At 58.5% G+C, this 21,483-nt stretch carries 16 protein-coding genes; 5 read left to right on the forward strand and 11 right to left on the reverse strand.

Annotated elements, in window-relative coordinates:
- Nucleotides 1-9 precede the first annotated feature (9 nt).
- The 5 genes from M2367_RS04135 to M2367_RS04155 all read right to left on the reverse strand — a co-directional run bounded on the left by M2367_RS04135 (nucleotide 10) and on the right by M2367_RS04155 (nucleotide 5,306).
- Nucleotides 10-273 carry a GrxA family glutaredoxin gene (locus tag M2367_RS04135; RefSeq protein ID WP_042042225.1) on the reverse strand — a complete coding sequence of 88 codons (264 nt, stop codon included), beginning with the start codon at nucleotides 271-273 and terminating at the stop codon, nucleotides 10-12.
- Nucleotides 274-413: 140 nt separating this feature from the next.
- A complete protein-coding gene (dacB, locus tag M2367_RS04140) occupies nucleotides 414-1,850 on the reverse strand; it encodes a D-alanyl-D-alanine carboxypeptidase/D-alanyl-D-alanine-endopeptidase (RefSeq protein ID WP_042042224.1) in 1,437 nt (478 codons plus the stop codon).
- 166 nt (nucleotides 1,851-2,016) lie between these two features.
- Nucleotides 2,017-3,825, reverse strand: a complete 1,809-nt coding sequence (locus M2367_RS04145) for a DEAD/DEAH box helicase (RefSeq protein ID WP_259235895.1) — start codon at nucleotides 3,823-3,825, stop codon at nucleotides 2,017-2,019.
- Nucleotides 3,826-3,928: 103 nt separating this feature from the next.
- Nucleotides 3,929-4,966, reverse strand: a complete 1,038-nt coding sequence (locus M2367_RS04150) for an HlyD family secretion protein (protein ID WP_259235896.1) — start codon at nucleotides 4,964-4,966, stop codon at nucleotides 3,929-3,931.
- 10 nt (nucleotides 4,967-4,976) lie between these two features.
- Nucleotides 4,977-5,306 carry a DUF3302 domain-containing protein gene (locus M2367_RS04155; protein ID WP_084218196.1) on the reverse strand — a complete coding sequence of 110 codons (330 nt, stop codon included), beginning with the start codon at nucleotides 5,304-5,306 and terminating at the stop codon, nucleotides 4,977-4,979.
- A gap of 233 nt (nucleotides 5,307-5,539) precedes the next feature.
- On the opposite strand from M2367_RS04155, the gene M2367_RS04160 reads away from it, so the two are divergent.
- Nucleotides 5,540-7,177, forward strand: a complete 1,638-nt coding sequence (locus M2367_RS04160; RefSeq protein ID WP_259235897.1) for a mechanosensitive ion channel family protein — start codon at nucleotides 5,540-5,542, stop codon at nucleotides 7,175-7,177.
- Between the two features lie 86 nt (nucleotides 7,178-7,263).
- Here the strand turns inward: M2367_RS04160 and M2367_RS04165 are convergent, their stop codons facing one another.
- The 6 genes from M2367_RS04165 to M2367_RS04190 all read right to left on the reverse strand — a co-directional run bounded on the left by M2367_RS04165 (nucleotide 7,264) and on the right by M2367_RS04190 (nucleotide 16,671).
- Complete coding sequence (locus tag M2367_RS04165; protein ID WP_042042219.1) at nucleotides 7,264-8,697, reverse strand: carbon starvation protein A; 1,434 nt, start codon at nucleotides 8,695-8,697, stop codon at nucleotides 7,264-7,266.
- Between the two features lie 234 nt (nucleotides 8,698-8,931).
- Nucleotides 8,932-9,636 (reverse strand): two-component system response regulator BtsR, encoded by a 705-nt coding sequence (btsR, locus tag M2367_RS04170; RefSeq protein ID WP_259235898.1) that lies wholly within the window; start codon nucleotides 9,634-9,636, stop codon nucleotides 8,932-8,934.
- A gap of 61 nt (nucleotides 9,637-9,697) precedes the next feature.
- Complete coding sequence (locus tag M2367_RS04175) at nucleotides 9,698-11,368, reverse strand: sensor histidine kinase (RefSeq protein WP_259235899.1); 1,671 nt, start codon at nucleotides 11,366-11,368, stop codon at nucleotides 9,698-9,700.
- Nucleotides 11,369-11,722: 354 nt separating this feature from the next.
- Nucleotides 11,723-12,961, reverse strand: coding sequence for an HD-GYP domain-containing protein (locus M2367_RS04180; RefSeq protein WP_259235900.1), 1,239 nt, complete (start codon nucleotides 12,959-12,961; stop codon nucleotides 11,723-11,725).
- 110 nt (nucleotides 12,962-13,071) lie between these two features.
- Entirely contained in the window at nucleotides 13,072-15,747 is a 2,676-nt protein-coding gene (adhE, locus tag M2367_RS04185) for a bifunctional acetaldehyde-CoA/alcohol dehydrogenase (RefSeq protein ID WP_259235901.1), read from the reverse strand.
- Nucleotides 15,748-16,041: 294 nt separating this feature from the next.
- Nucleotides 16,042-16,671: a 2OG-Fe dioxygenase family protein gene (locus M2367_RS04190; protein WP_259235902.1), complete on the reverse strand. Its 630-nt coding sequence runs from the start codon at nucleotides 16,669-16,671 to the stop codon at nucleotides 16,042-16,044.
- A 267-nt stretch (nucleotides 16,672-16,938) separates the two neighbouring features.
- Here M2367_RS04190 and M2367_RS04195 point away from each other — a divergent pair, with 267 nt between their 5' ends.
- From M2367_RS04195 to oppC, 4 genes are all read left to right on the forward strand, one after another.
- Nucleotides 16,939-17,574, forward strand: coding sequence for a YchE family NAAT transporter (locus M2367_RS04195; RefSeq protein ID WP_005906182.1), 636 nt, complete (start codon nucleotides 16,939-16,941; stop codon nucleotides 17,572-17,574).
- A 281-nt stretch (nucleotides 17,575-17,855) separates the two neighbouring features.
- On the forward strand, nucleotides 17,856-19,475 hold the full coding sequence (locus M2367_RS04200; protein ID WP_259235903.1) for an ABC transporter substrate-binding protein: 1,620 nt from the start codon (nucleotides 17,856-17,858) through the stop codon (nucleotides 19,473-19,475).
- A 99-nt stretch (nucleotides 19,476-19,574) separates the two neighbouring features.
- Nucleotides 19,575-20,495 (forward strand): oligopeptide ABC transporter permease OppB, encoded by a 921-nt coding sequence (gene oppB, locus M2367_RS04205; protein ID WP_042042214.1) that lies wholly within the window; start codon nucleotides 19,575-19,577, stop codon nucleotides 20,493-20,495.
- A 14-nt stretch (nucleotides 20,496-20,509) separates the two neighbouring features.
- On the forward strand, nucleotides 20,510-21,421 hold the full coding sequence (gene oppC / locus M2367_RS04210) for an oligopeptide ABC transporter permease OppC (protein ID WP_259235904.1): 912 nt from the start codon (nucleotides 20,510-20,512) through the stop codon (nucleotides 21,419-21,421).
- The last annotated feature ends 62 nt before the right edge of the window (nucleotides 21,422-21,483 follow it).

The raw sequence follows: 21,483 nt of genomic DNA on the forward strand, positions 1-21,483 counted from the left end.
TCTATGGGTTTACTGATCGAGGCCCAGATTGGCTCTGGCATAGGCTTCGAAATCGGTGCAGCCACCGATGTGCTGCTCGTCCAGGAAGATTTGCGGCACTGTGGTGACGGGTTTACCCGCCTTGGCGGCCAAGTCATCCTTGGTGAGTCCTGCTACCTGGATATCCACGTATTTGAAGTCAAAATCATCGCGTTCCTCACGCAACTGCTCGGCCAGCATCTTGGCGCGCACGCAGTAGGGGCAACCGGGACGACCATAAATTTCTACAAACATCTTCTCTCTCCGATGATACGAGGGCGTTGATATGGGACAGGGCACAGCATAGCGGTGCCCCTGGGTCAGTCAAAGTGGAAATTGTCGATGCCTGCATTCGCCTTGTTCGATGGCACAGGCCCTGCCGGCATCGCGCCCAGTCACGGGCGATCGACGATCTGGAGCGGCTGCTGCTGGTAGATACCTTCGAGTATGCCTTTCTCAAAGACGGTCCATGGCCAGGGCGCCTTGCTGGCACGGTAGCGCTCATGGGTGGCGGGATCCTGGGAGAGGCCACGCTGGAACACCACGAACGCCTTGCGCTGTCCCCCGGCGGTATCGATGAAACCGGCCAGGTTGGAGGTGCCTGTGATGGTGCCCGTCTTGGCGTGCACCTTGTTTTTCATCATGGGGGCGGTGACGCTGCGTCGCCACGCCAGGGTGCCGTCAACCTGGGAGCTGGGCAGTAACTTGATAAAGCCCAGCTGGGCATCATTGCGCTGGATAAAGTTCAGCACAGACAGCATCTGGCGGGCACTGATGAGGTTATGGGCGGAGAGACCCGAGCCATCGGCCAGGGTGGCATTGCCCAGATCGATGCCCTGCTTGGTCAGGATGGCGCGGACCGCCATGGTGCCGCTGCGATAACTGCCCGGCTTGTTGTAGTAGTGGCGACCCACGGTCTTGAGGAAGGTATCGGCATAGGTGTTGTCGGATTTCTTCAGCATCTTGGCCAGCATCACCGGCAGCGGGGCGGAATAGTGGGTTGCCAGCGTCTCGGCACCCTCAGGCGCCTTGTGGGTCACGCGCAGCAGACCGTCATGCTTGACCCCGGCTCTGTCCATGGCCCAGCGAATGTTGTCCCAGCCCCAGGCCTCCACGTCGTGGATGGCAAAACGTAGCCCTTGAGGCTCCTTGTTCGGGGTGATACAGCCCTTGAGTTCGTAATGATTGCCCTTGGCCATGTCGACTTCCAGGGCGCAGAACTGGCGTGCCATGTCCCCATAGCTCATCACCTCCACGTTGTCGGCGCTGATGCTGATGGGTACCCCGGTGGCCACATGGCCGCTGGCGGGGCGGCCTATCTGGGTGGCGCTGACGGTGCCATAGGCACAGTTCTTGTCGATGATGACCGCAGAGACGGGGGCGGCGAAGCAGAGGGTCTGATCCCCCCAGGACCAGCCATTACCGCGTTCATAGCCGTTGTAGGCGCCGGTATTGACGTGGACATTGCCCTTGATGCGCGTGACGCCAAGCTGCTTGAAGAGGGCGAGCAGGTCCATCCGCGACAGGGTGGGATCGCCCACGAAGTTGATCCAGAGATCGCCATTGATGAGATCGCCCTGCTTAGCACCCGGCTTGACCTGGATATCGGTGGCGAAGCGAAAATCGGCGCCGAGCTCGAGTCGGGCAGCCAGGGCGGTGAGTACCTTCATGGTGGAGGCGGGGGCTATCATGTCATCGGCGTGGCGAGCGTACTCGACGCCATTGTTGCCCTGCACTATCACGGCATATTGACCGCCCTGGGGCGGGGTCAGCGGGGCAGCCAGAGCCGCCAGGGAAACGAAAGCACAAAAACCTGTCAAAAGCCGCTGCATAAAAACCTCTGTGTTAGCCGAGGGGCCGGCGGTGCGCTGTCGCCCCTCAGAATAGAAAAATCGTCTCTTTTACCCATCAGCCGGGTTCCGACCTTAGCCAAGGGTTGGCGGTGCGGCGCCTCATCATCGAGCATGGTCGCTGTCACCTGTCAGTCAGGCTGCGACGTTAGCCGAGGGTGTCGGCAGTGCGATACCGCCCCTCATAATCAAAAATCTTCTCTTTCACCTGCCAGAAGCGCCCTGACTTGCGGGCGATGACGAAATCGGGATGACGGAACTGGGCCTGTGCCGCAAGGACGCTATCCAGGGTGGCAAATTCGGGCTCCAGGCCCGGAGCGCGCCAATGATGACGCACAAAGGCCCGTTGAAACAAGCGTCGCGCCCCTGGGCTGTGGAAAGAAAAATACTCCATCAGGGTCAAACCATCCTCATCGTGATAGGTCACCTCCAGCCGCTCCCCCTGTTTGCCGCGGCCGGCAGCCAGGGTCAGCCCGGCGGCGCGGATCACCATGCAGTCCTTGAGATTGAGGGCTTCCTTAAGCTTGTCATCCGGGTCGACCAGCAGCTGATCGCAGCGCTGGCAGCGGCGGGCAGCGATGTCGTTTTCACTGCCACAGCCAGGACAAATCTTGGCGCGAAAGCGGTAGTCGCACTCTTCCCGCGCGCCATCGTCATCCTCGAAGAATCCCTGGCAGCGCCGGCCATAGTGTTCAATCACCTTGCCATCCTCATCGGTCTTGCCCCAGAAGGTGTTGGCAAAACCACAGGCCGGGCAGGGTACTTGCACGGGTTCGGTGCCGGCATGGGGCCTGGGCTCCCCCACCTCGGGGGCGAACAGGTTGAAGTTGTTGCCCGCGTAGTCGAGTACCAGGCAATCCGTCTTGCCCGGCGAGAGGCGCAGGCCACGGCCGACGATCTGCTGGTAGAGCGAGACAGACTCGGTGGGGCGCAGCATCACGATGAGATCGACATGGGGAGCATCGAAACCTGTGGTGAGCACGGAGACGTTGACCAGAAACTTGATCTCCCGCCCTTTGAAGGCGCTGATGAGGGCATCGCGCTCAGGGCCCGGGGTCTCGCCGGTGATGAGGGCGGCGTGCTGCTCCTTGGCGACGAGCAGGCCCTGGATCTCGCGGGCATGCTCGACGGTGGCGGCGAAGACCATCACCCCCTGGCGATCGACTGCGTACTCCAGCACCTGGCTGATGATGTGGGGGGTGACCCGCTGCTGGCGCTTGAGCTCGCCATTGAGGTCCGCCTCGCTGAACAGGCCATTGCCCTTGGGAATCAACTTGCTGAAGTCGTAGTGGACTATGGGGGCATCAACTAATCGGGGCGGCGTGAGATAACCGTGTTTCACCATGTAGCGCAGCGGCAGCTCGAACACGCAGTCGCCAAACAGCCGTTCGCCGTGGCTCTTCACCATGCCGTGATAATGGCGCCGGTAGATCCAGCCCAGCCCCAGTCGGTAGGGGGTGGCGGTGAGCCCGAGGATCTTGAGGGATGGATTGGCGATTTTAAGATGGTCGATCACCTGATGGTATTGGCTCTCCTCATCCAGTGAAACCCGATGGCACTCGTCGATGATGAGCAGGGAGAAGCTGCCCGTGGCAGTGATGGTGTCTACCGAGGTGGCTACCACTGGTGAAACGGGATCGAAGGCGGCCAGATTGCGTGCCACAGACTGCACAGAGCCAAACACCACCTGGGCCTTGGCCTCCTTGCGATCCAGCCCGGCGGCGAAGATATCGGCCTTGAGCCCCCAGGCCTCATATTTGCCGTGATTCTGTTCCACCAGTTCCTTGACGTGGGCCAGCACCAGCACCCGGCCACGGGCTTTGCGGGCGAGTTCTGCGATCACCAGACTCTTGCCAGCCCCGGTGGGCAGCACCACCACGGCGGGATCCGGGTGCTTGCGAAAATGCTGGATGACGGCGTTGACCGCCTCTGTCTGATAGGGCCTGAGCACGAACATGATGGGGAAGCTGACTGATAAAAAGGGCTGGCGGGCATTATAGGGAGGGGAAGGGCTGGGCACAAACGACAGCGGGCCAGTCAGACTGGCCCGCTTGGGGTGATCAATGGAAGGGGAACAGGTAGTTGAGCCAGCTACCCATGCGCATCAGAATTTTACGCATGATGGCCACATGGTGGACATGTTCGGTGTAGATGGCGGCCTGGCCACTGGAGCCGGCGATTACCTGATACTTGGCCCACTCGGGATCGGTGATCTCGAGGACGATGGGCAGGCGACCCGGCAGCTGCGCCGTGGTCTGGTCGATGAGGCCCGCCTGAGCCTGAATGTTACCCGGCGCCATGGCGGGGATCACGGACTGCACCTTGGCTTTGAAGATCTTGCCTGGGATGCCGTCCAGCACCACTTCAGCCTCGTCCCCTGCCTTCAGGCGCTGCATGCTGTTCTGCCAGAACCAGCCGACATAGGAGTTGGCATCTTCATGGATGAAGGTCATCACGGGTCGATACATGAAGGGGGCGGCGATCATGCCGGGGCGCAACGCCAGTTGCACGATATGGCCATCGCTTGGGGCATAGACCACTGTCTGCTCCAGATCGTATTTGGCGATGTTTAGCTGGGCCTTGAGGTCATCCAGCGCTGCCTTTTGTTGATCAATCTGGGCGACGATATCGTCCACGTTGGCCTGGGTGACGTCGAGATCCCGTTGTTTGCCGATGCCACGGCGCATCAGCTCCTGAGCGCGATCGCGATCCAGACTGGCGGAGCGCAGTCTGGCACTGAGGGCTCTGAGGAAATCTGTGTTGGAGGCGAGCCTGGCGGTCAGGCTGGCAACCCTCTCCTGGAATGGCTCTGCGTCGATACGAAACAGCACATCTCCTTTCTTGACCTGCTGATTCGGTTGGACTGGCACCTCGGTGACGCGGCCCTTGACCAGCGGTACCATGGGGGTGGAGACGTAATAGTTGCGTGCCAGCTCTGAATAGGGGTGGTTGTAGTTCATCAGTACGATGAGCGCCCCGATGATGAAAACCCCGCCCAGCACGGCCGTCGGCACAGTCCACTTGTTGAGGGGGATCTTGAAGAGCTTGAAGATACCGATACAGAGAGCGGTATAAGTAAGGATCAGTAGCAAGTCCATGAAATATTACCTATTTTTTGGGCTGTTCGAGCGTGGCCATACGGGCTTGCAAAGCGGCAAGCTCTTGCTTGATGGTAGAAAGATCATCTTCGTCCTGTTGCAGACGTTGACTGAACCCCCAGCCACGATCGGGGCGATAGATAGTGGCCCAGATCCACAGGAAAGGCCAAAGTACGTGCAATGTAAACAGACTGACCCAACCGGCCACGTGAATGGCATCTTGATGGGGGTGATTGCGATGTTTGGCAATTTCATACGGAATATCGTGAATGACGATAACTCCATAGAACATGACCAAGACGACGAATACCAAGATCCCCAAGGCAATGTAATCAAGCATCCTCAATTTCTCCCATATAAATTTCGAGCTGACACTTTCATCTCGTATCCGCAGTGTTCAGCGGCACATGATGACAGCATATTACCTCAGTGCAAGTGTGCAATAGAGGCGTCCATCTTCTGGTACAGCCTAGGTTCATTGGCCGGTTATTAATCACGCAAAAGAGTTTTTTTTCTGTAAAATCAAACAAGAAATTGATCCGGATCTGTGAGAAACAGGGAAATGAGGGCGCGATGAAAAAACTGTGCAACATGAGTTTGTGGTTGACCGGTCTGCTGTTGACTTGCCTGCTCTTGGCAAGAGTGGGCTGGGCGGCAGAGCCGAGGCGAGAGCCCACCGAGCAGGAGCTGGCCCGGACCCTGGTGCTGCTCCATGAACCTATCGTCATGTTTCAGGCCAAATTTGGTAGCCTGGACGGTGCGGATCGGGTGCGTCGGGTGCATGAACGCCTCGACACCATGAGTGCCGATGACTTGCAGACCCCCATTACCGTCGTCGCGAGCCAGCGGCTCGGCTATGAGACGCGGGAGTTCATGGCCAACGGCAAACGAGTCCTGGTGCTGGTGGACAAGGATCTGGACGATCTCGATGAGCTAACCCTGGATCAAGCGGCCGATCGCGTGCGGGGGCGATTGGAAGAGGTGCGACTCAAGTATCTGGAGCTGCACTCCACGTCTTATCTGCTCAAGGCTACCGGCAAGGCTGTGCTGGCCAGCCTGGTTTTCTTCGGCCTTATATGGGGCCTGCAATGGATCCATCGTCGAGTCAGAAAGTGGCTCGCCAATCGACTGTTGCTGCAAAAGGGGTTGATCCCTCACCAGTGGCGCCAGGTGGCGGGCAATGTCGAGGTGCGACTACTGGGGCTGGTGACGCTGCTGCTGGTGTTCATGGTGACCTACGGCTGGCTCACCTACGTATTGGGGCTCTTCCCTCAAACCAGGGCCTGGAGCGATCGGCTGGGCAGCTCGCTGTTTATCCTGTGCGTCGACATGCTGGAGGGCATCATGGCCGCCATGCCGGGGCTGGTGACAGTGTTGCTCATCTTCGTCATGACCCGGCTCTTCATACGTATGCTGGGCATCATCTTTGATCGCATCGAACGTGGTCAGCTACGGATGCAGGGGCTGCATGCCGAGACGGTGGGGGCGACCCGTCGCCTGCTCTCCGTGGTGATCTGGTTGTTTGCCCTGACGGTGGCCTACCCCTATCTGCCCGGCGCCAATTCGGATGCCTTCAAGGGGGTGAGTGTCTTCTTCGGCCTGATGGTGACCCTGGGCTCGGCGGGGATCATGAACCACGCCATGAGTGGTCTGGTGCTCATCTACTCGCGGGCCCTGCGTCCCGGCGATCTGGTACAGATTGGCGAGGTGGAAGGCATGGTGACCGAGCTCAGTGCCCTGTCCACCAAGCTGGTGACGCGCCAGGATCACGAGGTTACCCTGCCCAACGCCGTGGTCGTGGGCGGCAAGGTGGTCAATCTCACCCGCCTCGCCGGCGAGAAGGGAGTGGCCCTGCTCACCAAGGTGACCATCGGCTATGACACCCCCTGGCGTCAGGTGCATGCCATGCTGGAACTGGCCGCCCGGCGCTGTGAGCGGCTCAATCAGGACGAGGCCCCCCTGGTGCGTCAGCTCAATCTGCAGGATTGGTATGTGGAATACGAGCTGCAGGTGCGCATGAAGGCGGGGTTGTTGCCCGCGGTGGTCAAGACCGAGCTCCATGGCCATATCCAGGATGTGTTCAACGAGTTCGGGGTACAGATCATGTCCCCCAACTTCATTGCCCAGCCGGATCAGGCAGTGCTGGTGGCCAAGGAGCAGTGGTACCAGGCCCCGGCCGAAGCGCCCAAGGATCAGGCACCTGGCAATTGAGTCAGGGGTCTGCGTCTGATGACCTGACAAATGAAAAGGCCCGGCAGCGATGCCGGGCCTTTTGCTATTTCAGCGCGGGAGGGCGGTCAGATCTCCTTGATTTCACTGGCGGTCTCGCTCGCATCGGTTGGCCTGAACTTGACCAGGAAGGCCAGGGTCAGCAGGGCAGTAGCCACCAAGCCGATGATGGTCGAGATCTGCATCTCCATGCCAAAGCCGATGGGGGCATTGGCCAGGTAAGTGATGACCACGGCGGTCATGAACATGGCCGGTATGGTGCAAATCCAGTGCAGCTTGCCCTCCTTGGCGAGGTAGGCGGCGGCAGCCCACAGCATGATCACCGCGGTGGTCTGGTTGGCCCAGCCGAAGTAGCGCCAGATCACCCCGAACTCTGCCTTGGAGATGATGTAACCCAGCACAAACATGGGGATGGCAATCAGCAGGCGCTTGACGATGGGCTTCTGGGTCATGTTGAGGAAGTCCGCCACTATCAGGCGGGCACTGCGAAACGCGGTATCGCCGGAGGTGATGGGCAGGATCACCACGCCGAGGATGGCGAGGATGCCGCCGACGGTGCCGAGCAGGCCAGTGGAGACCTCGTGGACCACGGCAGAGGGGCCGCCATTGGCCAGGGTTGCGTTCAGGGCATCCGTGCTCTCGTAGAAGGAGAGCCCCAGGGTGCACCAGATCAGCGCGATGACACCTTCGCCTATCATGGCGCCGTAGAAGATGAAGCGACCGGACTTCTCATTTTGCATGCAGCGCGCCATCAGTGGGGACTGGGTGGCGTGGAAACCCGAGACGGCACCGCAGGCGATGGTGATGAACAGCAGCGGCCAGAGCGGCAAGTCGGTGGGGTGCAGGTTGGAGAAGTCCATCCCTGTGTTGTAGAACCCTTTGCCCGATACCATGAGGCCGATCACCAGGCCGACCGACATGAACACCAGCAGGGCGCCGAAGATGGGGTAGAAGCGACCGATGATCTTGTCGATGGGGACTATGGTCGCGAGGATGTAGTAAGCAAAAATGGCCGCGATCCAGTAGACCATCTCGATGTGAGTCAGGCTGGAGAGCAGACCGGCCGGGCTCAGTACGAACACCACGCCGACCAGCATCAGCAAGATGACGGCAAACAGGTTCATGAAGTGCTTGGCGACCGTGCCCAGGTGCTCACCGACCACGGTCGGGACAGAGGCGCCCTTGGCGCGCACCGACAGCATGCCGGAGAAGTAGTCGTGCACCGCACCGGCGAAGATGCAGCCAAATACGATCCACAGCATGGCGACCGGGCCATAGAGGGCGCCGAGTATGGGGCCGAAGATGGGACCGACCCCGGCGATGTTGAGCAGCTGAACCAGGTAAATCTTCTTGTCGGACATGGGGACATAGTCCACCCCATCGGCCATGGTGATGGCCGGGGTTTTCAGCTCGGGTTTGGGGCCGAAAATCCGTTCGATGATTTTACCGTAAGTGAAATAGCCGGCGACGAGCAGGCCGACACAGAGGAAGAACCAGACCATTGTAACGCTCCATTGCTTGTTATTGTGGTGTGCGCTGAGGAGTCTAGGTGGCCGGGCGGTGAAACTCATGGGAAAGAACCTGAGCGGCGTCTTGGCGTCCCGAGCGGCGAAGGATTGTGATCCGGTTCACGCTTGATGCCCGATGGGCCAGGCCTGCTGGAGGCCCGGCTTGCATGGCAAGGGGCCTGGCAGGGGTCCTTGGTCAAGGCGCCCTGGCATGCTGGAGGAGGGCGGTTAGCTGAGACCGAACTGGTCTTTCAGCTCCTTGAGGTAGCGGCGGCTGATCGGCACCCGGGCGCCGCTCTGGGTGACTATCTCGGCCAGCTGGTTATCGAGCAGGGCGATTTCGAAGATGGCGGCAGGGTGGATCAGGTACTGGCGATGGCAGCGCAGCAGCGGACTCTTCTCCTCCAGGGATTTGAGGGTGAGCTGGGTGTGAAACAACTCCCCCTGACAGGCCACATGCACCCCGCCCAGATCCGAGAAGGCGTACTCCACCTGCGCCATGGGCAACAGTCTCACCCGGTTATGGAGATAGCCGGGAATATGGTGGATGGCCGGTGCCAGGGTCGCCATGGGTTGCGGCGTCATATCCTGCTTGAGCCGAGCCAGGGTCTTGTGCAGTCGGGCGGGTTCGACCGGTTTGAGCAGATAGTCGAAGGCCTGCTCTTCGAAGGCCTGAATGGCATAGTCGTCATAGGCGGTGACGAAGACGATGCGGGGCAGGGGATCGAGCATGGCGACCAGCTCCATGCCGCTGAGTTTGGGCATCTGAATATCGAGGAAGACCACGTCAGGTTTGAGGCTGTTGATCAGGCCGAGCGCCTCTATGGCGTTAGCCGCCTGCCCCAGGAGAACGATGTCATCATCCTGACCAAGCAGCAGGGCCAGCTCGTCGCGGGCATAGGGTTCATCGTCGACGATGAGAACGCGGATCATCTTCTCTCCTGGGACAAAGGGCTCTGTGTGGGACGGGTGGAGACCGGGGCGCAAGGCGGGTTCATGGGGTATCCCTGGGCAAGGTGAACGAGACCCGGGTCCAGTGCTCGGGTTCACAGTGAATGCTGATGCCATATTGCGGGCCGAAGGCGCTCTTGAGGCGCTTGTCGACAATGGAGATGCCTAACCCATCGCCATTGGCTCCCGGTTGCCAGCAACCGGCGTTGTCCTCGACGCTGATGGTCACGCACCCCTCATGCTCCTGGGCCAGCAATCGCAATCGCCCCTCGCCCAGCAGGGTGGAGATCCCATGCTTGATGGCATTCTCGATGAGGGGCTGCAGGGTGAAGCTCGGCAGACGCAGCTGGGCCAGATGCTCGGGGATCTCGTTGATGACCGTCAATCTGTCGCCGAAGCGGGCCAGCTCTATCTCCAGATAGGACTGGCAGTGCTCTTGCTCCTCTTGCAGGGTGGCCAGATCGCTCTGGCGCTTGAGGTTGTTGCGAAAGAAGCGCGACAGGTGCAATAGCAGCTCCCGGGCCCGCTCCGGGTTGCGGCGGGTGATGGCCCCTATGGTGTTGAGGGTGTTGAACAGGAAGTGGGGATTGATCTGGGCCTGTACCAACTTGAGCTCTGACTGCATCAGCAGGCGCTGTTGTTGCTCCAGTCGACCGCTGAGCAGCTGCTGGGAGAGCAGATTGGCGATCCCCTCGCCCAGGGTGTGATTGATCTTGAGAAACAATCGGGTCTTGGGCTCGTAGAGCTTGATGGTGCCAATCACCCCCATGTCCCCCTGCAGGGGGATCACCAGCACCGAGCCGAGCTCGCACTGGGGGGAGATGCTGCAGCGATAGGGTTGGCTGTTGCCATCGGCAAACAGCACCCGGTTCTCACTGATGGCCTGCTGAGTGAGGCGCGAGGTGATAGGGGTACCCGGCTTGTGGTGATCTTCCCCTATGCCGATAAACGCCAGGATCTGGTGAGTGTCCGTGATGGCCACGGCGCCGACCCCGGTCTCTTCCTTGATGATATGAGCAATCTTGTCGCTCGCTTCCACCGTGAACCCCTGGCTCATGATGCCGACGGTGCGGTTGGCGATGGTCAGCGCCTTGGCCGAGAAGACCCGGGAGAACTTCTCATACATCTGCTGTTGATCGCGGATCATGCTGATGAACAGGGCCGCGCCGCAGGAGTTGGCCAGGATCATGGGGGTGGCGATGGTGCGCACCAGCAGCAGTGCCTTATCGAAGGGGGCGGCGACCAGCAAGATGATCACCATCTGCATCACTTCGGCCACCAGAGTGACGAAGAAGGCGGTTCTGGGCTCGAACAGCGCATCGGTTCGACCCGCCCGCACCAGGCGCCAGTGCAGCAGGCCGCCGAGCAGCCCCTCGCAGGTGGTGGAGATGGCGCAGGCCAGATCGGTAAAACCGCCCATGCTGTAGCGGTGCAGGCCACCGGTCAGTCCGACCAGCAGGCCAACCAGGGGGCCGCCGAGCAGACCGCCAAGCACGGCCCCCACGGCGCGGGTGTTGGCGATGGCATCATCGATGTCCAGGCCCACATAGGTGCCCAGGATGCAGAAACCGGAAAAGAGCACATAAATGAGCACCTTGTGGGGCAGGCGCACCGAGAAATGCGTCAGCGGCCGAAACAGTGGCGTCTTGGAAAAGAGGTAGGCGATGACCAGGAAGACGCTCATCTGCTGCAGCAGTGAGAGGACCAATTGCATAAAAAACGTTCCTCATTGCTAGGGGGTCAGTGGATGACCATCCCCCCGCAACTGTGATCGGGATCTTGTTCTGTGGCGACTCTGTTGGTGCCTGGGGCGGCATTCTGCCAGAACATAAAATAAAAACTATATAAAATCAGTACGTTAAATTGATATTTGTGTAAATGAAAAACAATTGATATTCAGGAGGGGAGCATGAATGCATCCGCAGGATGTGCCACATGGAGGTGGCATGCTCCGCCCAGTCGTGAGACTGGGCGTTTTTCATCCATCCTCAGTCGACAACCGTTTTGTGGGTTTTCAGTCGATTATTCAAGTTTGTCCAATGAGTTATCCCCAGCTTCTGGGGATAACTCAAAATGCAAAGTAGTAACAAAAGCGTCGGCCCGGATTGAAGAAGTGGCGCTGGGCATCGTCCAGTTCCTCCGGTTTGAGCGAGGCGATGATAGTGCGTTCATCTTCGCGCAGATCGATGAGGGGAACCCCCTCGCTGCGCTGCCCCTTGGCATAGGGCAGGATCTTGGGCTTCAAGGGTTGGGTAGGCTCAGTGCTGACAACCAGGGCCAGGGCACCATCCGACAGCTGCACCAGAGATCCGGGGGGATAGACGCCGAGCAGTTTGATAAGCAGCTTGACCAAGGGTTGCTCGAATTTCTTCTGAGAGAGCTTGTAGAGCTGGCTGATGGCCTGATTGGGGGCGATTGGCTGACTCGTCCCCCTGGGGTGAAGCAGTTCATCAAAATAATCCACCAGACCGATGAGGCGCGCCAGTGGCGGGATCTCGCCGCCCTTGATGCCGAGGGGGAAGCCACTGCCATCGAGTCGTTCATGATGAAGATGGGCAACCTGACGGATCCTGGGTTCGAATGCCTGCCACTGATTGAGCATTTCCAGCCCGTATTGAGGGTGCATATTCAGGTAATTTTGTTCAGAACGAGTCAGTTCGCCCCGTTTCTGGCTGATCTGGCTGGGCACTCTCAGTTCGCCGATATCATGCACCAGACCCGCCAATCCCACCTCCTCGATCGCCAGGGGATCCATCTCCAGCTCGCGGGCCATCAACATGGCAATAAAGGCAATGTTGAGGCTGTGCTGTAGCAGGATGTCGCTGTGGACACTGCGGATCAGATGCAGGCCGAGGGGGCCCTGATGTTCACGCAGGCGGGCGGCCACATTGCGCACCAGCTGGGCGACATTGGCCAGCCCCTCATCGGGTTTCAAATTGAGGGCTCCGAGTGCTTCACGCAAATCCGACATGGATTGGCCAAATGCCTTGTCGGCACTGCGCAGGGATCGGCGCCAGGCTTTGTCATCGAAGAGTGCCGTCTCAGTGGCGTGACTCGGGGCAGGGGAGTGCCCGGCAGGGGGTAATTCGACGGGGTCGTCACCTTGCAGCAAGGGGGCCAGCGGCAGGTCACTCTTGTCGGTGTCTACGGTGAGCAGGGCGAGATCCAGGTGGCGTATGATATCGAGCTGCTGCTGATCTTTGATCTTGAAAGCGTTGAACAGGAAGGGGTGTTGCTGCCAGCCCACGGGCAGGTGGACATAGTGGCCGATCCGCAACTGCTCGATAGATGCCTGCATCAGTGCCATACGCAACACCTGTTCGCCAAAAAGCCTACCAACAAGCTAGCAAAATTAAGCAGATAGACAAATAAAAAAGCCCGCGCATGTGCGCGGGCTCTTGTTATCGCTCTGACTTATCAGGCTTTGGCTTTCTTCTTGCTATCAACCTTGGCGTCGACTTTGGCTTCCACCTTGGCAGCAACCCGGACTTCCTCGCTGAAAGGACGGCCGTAGTAGGTATCCATCAGTATGGCTTTGAGCTCGGTGATCAGCGGGTAGCGCGGGTTGGCGCCGGTGCACTGGTCATCGAAGGCTTCCAGGGCCAGCTGGTCAACCTTGGCCAGGAAGTCGGCTTCGTTCACACCGGCTTCACGGATGGAGGCCGGGATGCCCAGGGTGGCTTTCAACTCGTCCAGCCAGGCCAGCAGTTTCTCTATCTTGGCCGCGGTGCGGTCACTGCTGTTGGTCAGACCCAGGTGATCGGCGATTTCGGCGTAACGACGACGAGCCTGCGGACGATCGTACTGGGAGAACGCGGTCTGCTTGGTCGGGTTGTCGTTGGCGTTGTAGCGGATCACGTTGCTGATCAGCAGGGCGTTGGCCAAGCCGTGCGGGATGTGGAACTCGGCACCCAGCTTGTGCGCCATGGAGTGGCAGACACCCAGGAAGGCGTTGGCGAACGCGATACCGGCGATGGTCGCAGCATTGTGCACCTTCTCGCGGGCAACCGGGTCGTTGGCACCGTTCTGGTAGCTGGACGGCAGGTACTCTTTGAGCAGTTTCAGCGCTTGCAGCGCCTGGCCATCGGAGTACTCGTTGGCCAGTACGGAAACGTAGGCTTCCATGGCGTGAGTGACCGCATCCACACCACCGAAGGCGCACAGGGACTTGGGCATGTTCATGACCAGGTTGGCATCGACGATGGCCATGTTCGGGGTCAGCTCGTAGTCGGCCAGCGGGTACTTCATGCCGGTGGCGTCGTCGGTGACTACCGCAAACGGGGTGACTTCAGAGCCGGTACCGGAAGTGGTGGTGATACAGACCAGTTCGGCCTTCACGCCCATTTTCGGGAACTTGTAGATACGCTTGCGGATGTCCATGAAGCGCATGGCGAGATCTTCGAACGCAGTGTCCGGGTGCTCGTACATGACCCACATGATCTTGGCCGCATCCATCGGTGAACCACCACCCAGCGCCAGGATAACGTCCGGCTTGAAGGAGTTGGCCATCTCGGCGCCCTTGCGGACGATGGACAGGGTCGGGTCGGCTTCTACTTCGTAGAAGACTTCCACTTCCATGTTCAGCTTCTTGAGCAGACGAACCACGTCGTCGGCATAGCCGTTGTTGAACAGGAAACGGTCGGTGACCACCATTGCACGCTTCTTGCCTTCCAGATCACCGAGGGCGATCGGCAGGGAGCCACGACGGAAATAGATGGATTTCGGAAGTTTGTGCCACAGCATATTTTCTGCCCGTTTTGCGACTGTCTTCTTGTTGATCAGGTGCTTGGGACCGACGTTCTCGGAGATGGAGTTACCACTCCAGGAGCCGCAACCCAGGGTCAGGGAAGGAGCAAGAGCGAAGTTGTACAGGTCACCGATACCACCCTGGGTGGAGGGGGTGTTGATCAGGATACGGGCGGTCTTCATCTTGTCGCCAAAGTATCTGATGCGGTCGGCGTTGCGATCCTGGTCGGTGTACAGGCCGGAGGTGTGGCCGATACCACCGATGTTGACCATGTCACAGGCCATATCAACGGCGTCTTCGAAGTTCTTGGCACGGAACATACCCAGTGTCGGGGAGAGCTTCTCGTGAGCGAACTCATCCTCGGCGCACAGTTCCAGACCTTCACCGATGAGGATCTTGGTGGTGGCAGGCACAGTCACGCCAGCCATGGCCGCGATCTTGGTGGCCGGCTGGCCGACGATATCCGCGTTCAGAGCGCCGTTGATCAGCAGCACCTTACGTACCTTGTCAGCTTCATCTTTGGAGAGGATGTAGCCATCGTGGCTGGAGAAACGCTCTTTCACCTGGTTGTAGATGGAGTCAACCACGATGACCGCTTGCTCGGAGGCGCAGACCACACCGTTGTCGAAGGTCTTGGACATCAGGATGGAGGCGACGGCGCGCTTCACATCGGCGGTTTCGTCGATGACGATAGGCACGTTACCCGCACCGACACCGATGGCAGGCTTGCCTGAGGAGTAAGCCGCTTTCACCATGCCCGGGCCACCGGTGGCCAGGATCAGGTTGATGTCGTTGTGCTTCATCAGCGCGTTGGACAGCTCGACGGAAGGTTGATCAATCCAGCCGATGATGTCTTTCGGTGCACCGGCGGCAATGGCTGCATCCAGTACCAGCTTGGCGGCGGTATTGGTGGAGTTCTTGGCGCGGGGGTGCGGGGAGAAGATGATGGCGTTGCGAGTCTTGAGCGAGATCAGGGCTTTAAAGATCGCGGTAGCGGTCGGGTTGGTGGTCGGCACTATGCCGCAGATGATGCCTACCGGCTCGGCGATGATCATGGTGCCCATCTCGTCATCCTGACTCAGGATGCCGCAGGTCTTCTCATCTTTATACGCGTTATAGATGTATTCGGAGGCGAAGTGGTTCTTGATAACCTTGTCTTCGATGATACCCATACCGGACTCTGCCACGGCCATCTGGGCCAGGGGGATACGGGCGTTGCTGGCGGCCAGGGCGGCGGCGCGGAACACTGCATCAACTTGCTCTTGCGAGAAGCTGGCGAATTGACGCTGCGCTTCTTTGACGCGAGCAACCAGTGCATCCAGTTCAGCCAAATTGGTTACTGCCATGTTTATCTCCTGATGATTTGAAAACTGTTTAGTAAGACCTTGGCAATGCCCGGCAATTATAGACACCGTGTCAAGGAGAGCCTGACCACTATGGGGTATTTACAAGCCTTACTGAACTGCTTTCGCCATCGATTATAGGGCCGTCTCATGTCAGCAAAGCTTGATCTGGATCATGTGTAACAAAAGAACAAAAGAAATTTTATTTCAAAATACATGTTTTCAACATGTTATCGGCTTGTGGAGTTAAGCTGGCGGGGGATGAATGGGGCGTGAACGAATCTCACGCCATTTAAATCAAGCAGTTAGGACTATGACATCCCAGTGGCCCTGCTGGCCTGTGGGGAGGATGGGGGCGGCATTGTGGTAGAAGCGGCGATCATCGAGCACCAGATAGTCACCGGTTGTTAACGCTTGCTGGAAAAAGGGTTGTTCTTTTAATCCGTGGTAAAGCTGCAAGGCCCCGCCCGTGACCCCCTGGCTGCCACAGAAGAAGACGCCGATGAAGTCGAAGCCATCTTGATGCACGCCCTCGGGGGCGGGGGGAGTTGCGCTGCCGAGGGAGGCGCAGATCCGCATCTGATGCACGCCTATCTCGCGGCCGTCAGCCAGTGCCGTGTGGCGTGCGAAGGCGCTGAGCATGGCCAGGAAGGCATCATGCTGGGCAACGGCGGGCAGCAGATCGGGGTAGGTGCGGGGCACGTCGCCGAGAAACTTGTTGATGGCGGCGGCTTGGAAGAAGACGCCGTTGTCGAGGCGATGAAAGCCCTGGCCCTGTTTTTCGAAACGACCGTAGCGGCGGCGACGAAAATCACCGTCGATATAGGGATCTACCGGGAGTTGATCGAAAAACATACTCAGCCCGGCAACGAGCGTTGCTGGCAGGGTATCGAGTTGCCAATCCAGGGTGACGTCCATATCTATCATTGAAAACTCCTCTTTTTGTGAGATGAAATCTTGTTACCAAATCCGATGGCGAGATAAAACTCGAAATTATTTTACCGAAATGTTAAATCGTCACAATGTTTTTTAACAAACGATTATGTCGAAATTTGATAACACATTAGAGGAACTAACTATTGAGGGCGGGGAACGTGAGATTATTTGATTGGTGGCCGCACAAACTATGAGGTAAATTCGTGCACAATTTCTTACCTGCTGGCCCCAACGGGCGCTTATCTGTGGATGACTTGCGTGGCTGACATCGATTTTTCGTTATATCTGAAGTTCTTCATTGGCCTTATCGCCATTATCAACCCGCTGGGCCTCCTGCCTGTCTTCGTCAGCTTGACCAATCATCAGACACCGGCCGAGCGGATGAGGACCAACACCACGGCCAATATTGCCGTCATGGTGATCCTGTTGGTCTCCATGTACATGGGGCAACTGATCCTCGATGGCTTTGGCATTTCGCTGGCGTCGTTTCGCATCGCAGGGGGGTCGCTTATCACCCTGATCGCCTGGTCCATGCTGCAGGGCAAGCTGGGAGAGGTGAAACACAACAAGCAGGAGAAAGGGGAGCTGGCCGCCCGCGAGTCGATTGCCGTGGTGCCACTGGCGCTGCCGCTGATGGCGGGTCCGGGGGCCATCTCTTCGGTGATCGTCTATGCCAGTCAGAGCCATTGGCAGCAGCTGCTTGGCATGTCGCTGGTGGTGGCCATCTTCTCCTTCTGCTCCTGGCTGATTTTTCGCGCCGCCCCCTTGCTGTTCAAGTTGATGGGCAACACTGGCATCAACGTGGTGACCCGGATCATGGGCCTCATCATGATGTCCCTTGGCATCGAGATCATGGTGGCGGGCATCAAGGGAGTCTTCCCCAGCCTGATGTGAGCTGAGTCTGTTTTGTGCCAGCCGGTCCCCGTGACCGGCTTTTTATTGTTTCTTTTTCGTTAACCATTTCCTAGAATCGAGCGGCTCTGTGTATAAAAGCGCCGTTTCGGCCTATTTAAATGCTGGATAATTGCTTAAAAGCTGTTTATTTAACCAAGGATCCAGACCTGCTCTGATGATATCTATTGCATTATCAGAAATGACAGGGAATTATGCTGACTGCGTGCTCAGGCCCGCATTTATGACAAACGCATGGAATGTTCTTGTTGGAGTAAATGGAAATGACTCATAAAAAAACAATGATTAATACCCTTTTATTGGCTGCGCTATTCGGTGGAGCCACCCTGGCTCAGGCCGCCGACGTCCCCGCTGGTACCAAGCTCGCCCCCGAGCAATCCCTGGTGAAAGGCAACGGTTCAGAACCCGCCACCCTGGATCCACACAAGACCGAAGGAACGGTCGAATCCAATATTCTGCGTGACCTGTTCGAGGGTCTGGTCAGCTCAGGTCCCAAGGGTGAGACCCTGCCCGGCGTCGCCGAGTCCTGGGAAACCAAGGACAACAAACACTTCGTGTTCCACCTGCGCAAAGATGCCAAGTGGTCCAATGGCGATCCTGTCACCGCCCACGACTTCGTCTTCGCCTTCAAGCGCGCCGTGGATCCCAAGACGGGCTCTCCCTACTCCTGGTACATGGAAATTCCGACCATAGTCAACGCCAGTGCCATCATCGCCGGCAAGCAGCCTGCCGACACCCTGGGGGTCAAGGCCACGGATGACCATACCTTCGAAGTGCAGCTTGAAAAAGCCATTCCCTATTTCGTCAGCATGCTCTCTCACACCACCACTTATCCGGTACCCAAGGCGGTGATCGAGAAGTTTGGTGACAAGTGGACCCAACCGGAAAACATGGTTTCCAACGGTGCCTACAAGCTGAAGGATTGGGTGGTCAACGAGCGGGTCGATGTCGAGCGCAACCCCAACTATTGGAACAACGCCAAGACGGTGATCGAGAAGGTCACCTATCTGCCCATCCAGTCCACCAATGCCGAACTGAATCGCTACCTGGCTGGCGAAGTGGATCTCACCTACAACATGCCCATCGAGCGCTTCAAGCAGATGAAGAAGGAGCACCCGAACGAGGTGCAGGTGAGCGGCTATGTAGGCACCTATTACTACACCTTCAACACCAAGCGCAAACCCTATGACGATGTGCGAGTGCGTACCGCACTCACCTATGCCATCGATCGCAACGTGATCGCCGAGAAGGTGATGGGCAAGGGTGAGACCCCAGGTTATGCCCTGGTGCCGGACTTCGTGGACGGCTTCAAGCCGGTGGCTCCGGCCTGGTCCAAGCTGAGCCAGGCTGAGCTGGATGCCAAGGCCAAGGCGCTGCTGGCAGAGGCCGGCTACGGCCCGGGCAACCCGCTCAAGTTCGAGCTGCTCTACAACACCGATGACAACCACAAGAAGGTGGCCGTGGCCGTCGCCTCCATGTGGAAGAAGCTGGGGGTGCAGGTGAGCCTGGTGAACCAGGAGTGGAAGACTTACCTGGAAACCCTCAAGCAGGGTCAGTTTGATGTGGCTCGTCGCGGCTGGATTGCGGACTACAACGAAGCCTCCTCCATGCTGGATCTGATGCAGACCACCCACGGCAACAACGACGGCAAGTACTCCAACCCGACATTCGACAAGCTGATGGCTGAGTCCCGTGACCAGGTGGATGAGGTCTCCCGCAACAAGCTCTATGTTCAGGCCGAAGACATCCTGGCCAAGGACATGCCGATTGCGCCCATCTATCAGTACGTGACCTCCCGTATGGTGAAACCCTATGTGGGCGGCTACCCGGCCAACCCGCTGGATAACCTGTACAGCAAGGACATGTACATCATCGCTCACTGAGTACAATAAAAAAGTCGCATAACAAGCAGGCCCGCCAGACGGCGGGCCTTTAAATTAAAACCGCGACCCTTTGGAAGCAGTACAGGACAGGACATGTCTATGTTGAAATTCATCCTTAAACGTCTATTGGAAGCGATCCCGACCCTGCTGGTCTTGATCACCGTCTCCTTCTTCATGATGCGCTTCGCCCCCGGTAACCCCTTTACCAGCGAACGGGCATTGCCGCCGGAAGTCCTGGCGAATATCGAGGCCAAATATGGTCTGGATAAACCCATAGGCACCCAATACCTCACCTACCTGGGCAACCTGGTACAGGGTGATTTGGGCCCCTCGTTCAAATACAAAGACTTCAGCGTCAACGATCTGGTGAGCCAGGCGTTGCCAGTGTCCGCCAAGATAGGAGCATCGGCCTTCTTCTTTGCCGTCTTGCTGGGGGTAACGTTCGGCACCATTGCCGCCCTTAAACAGAACACCCTCATCGATTATCTGCTGATGTCGTCGGCCATGGCCGGGGTGGTGATCCCGGGCTTCGTACTGGCGCCGTTATTGGTGCTCTTCTTCAGTATCTATCTGGGCTGGTTCCCGGCCGGTGGCTGGCAGGGCGGCGGCATCCAGTTCATGGTGCTGCCGGTGTTTGGCATGATGATGTACTACATCTCCGCCATCTCGCGCATCATGCGCGGCAGCATGATAGAGACCATGAACTCCAACTTTATCCGCACCGCCCGCGCCAAGGGGCTGCCGCTGCACCACATCATTCTCAAGCACGCCCTGCGCCCGGCCATGCTGCCGGTGGTCTCCTACCTGGGCCCGGCCTTCGTCGGCATCATCACCGGATCCGTGGTCATCGAGACCATCTTCGGCCTGCCAGGCATTGGCCAGCTGTTCGTCAACGGCGCCCTTAACCGTGACTACTCCATGGTGCTCGGTCTGACCATTCTGGTCGGCGCCTTGACCATCACCTTTAACGCCGTGGTCGATATTCTCTATGCCTTCATCGATCCCAAGATCCGTTACTAAGCCGGGAGTGCATCATGGTTGTAAATAGTGAAAAGCGTGAAGTACTCGAAGCCTTCGCACAGAAAGTGGATGTGGTGGAGGGGCGTTCCCTGTGGAAAGATGCCCGTCGCCGTTTCCTGCGCAACAGAGCGGCGCTGGTGAGCCTGATCATCCTGACCATCATCGGTCTGGCGGTCATCATAGGCCCGCATCTGTCCCAATATACCTTCGACGATCCGGATTGGGGCGCCATGCAATCGGCCCCGGCTCTGGAGACGGGACACTGGTTTGGCACCGACAGCCTGGGCCGGGATCTCTTCGTGCGGACCCTGCTCGGCGGGCGTATCTCGCTGATGGTCGGCATCATGGGCGCCCTGGTGGCCGTCATCATCGGCACCCTGTATGGCGCCGCCTCCGGCTTTATCGGCGGTCGGGTCGACAGCCTGATGATGCGGGTACTGGAGATCCTCAACGCCTTCCCCTTCATGTTCTTCGTGATCATGCTGGTGACCTTCTTCGGCCGCAACCTGGCGCTCATCTTCATCGCCATCGGCGCGGTGAGCTGGCTCGACATGGCGCGGATCGTCCGCGGCCAGACCCTGAGCCTCAAGAGCAAGGAGTTCATCGAGGCGGCCCATGTCTGTGGCGTCTCCAAGTGGAAGATCATCACCCGGCACATAGTACCGAACGTGCTCGGCATAGTGGCCGTTTACGCCACCCTGCTGGTGCCTGGCATGATCATGTTTGAATCTTTCCTGAGCTTCTTAGGCCTCGGTGTGCAGGAGCCCATGACCAGTTGGGGTGCCCTGCTAGATGAAGGCTCCAAGTCGATGGAAGTGGCCCTCTGGCAACTCTTGTTCCCCGCCGGTTTCATGGTGGTGACCCTGTTTTGCTTCAACTTCCTCGGGGATGGTCTGCGTGACGCGCTCGATCCCAAGGATCGCTAAACGTGCAGCCAGGGCGTGCTAACAGGCGCCCATGGTCTGGTCATGCATCCCGAAGGATTGAT

Source organism: Aeromonas sp. BIGb0445, from assembly GCF_024809075.1.
In the GTDB taxonomy this organism is placed as follows: Bacteria; Pseudomonadota; Gammaproteobacteria; order Enterobacterales; family Aeromonadaceae; genus Aeromonas; species Aeromonas rivuli.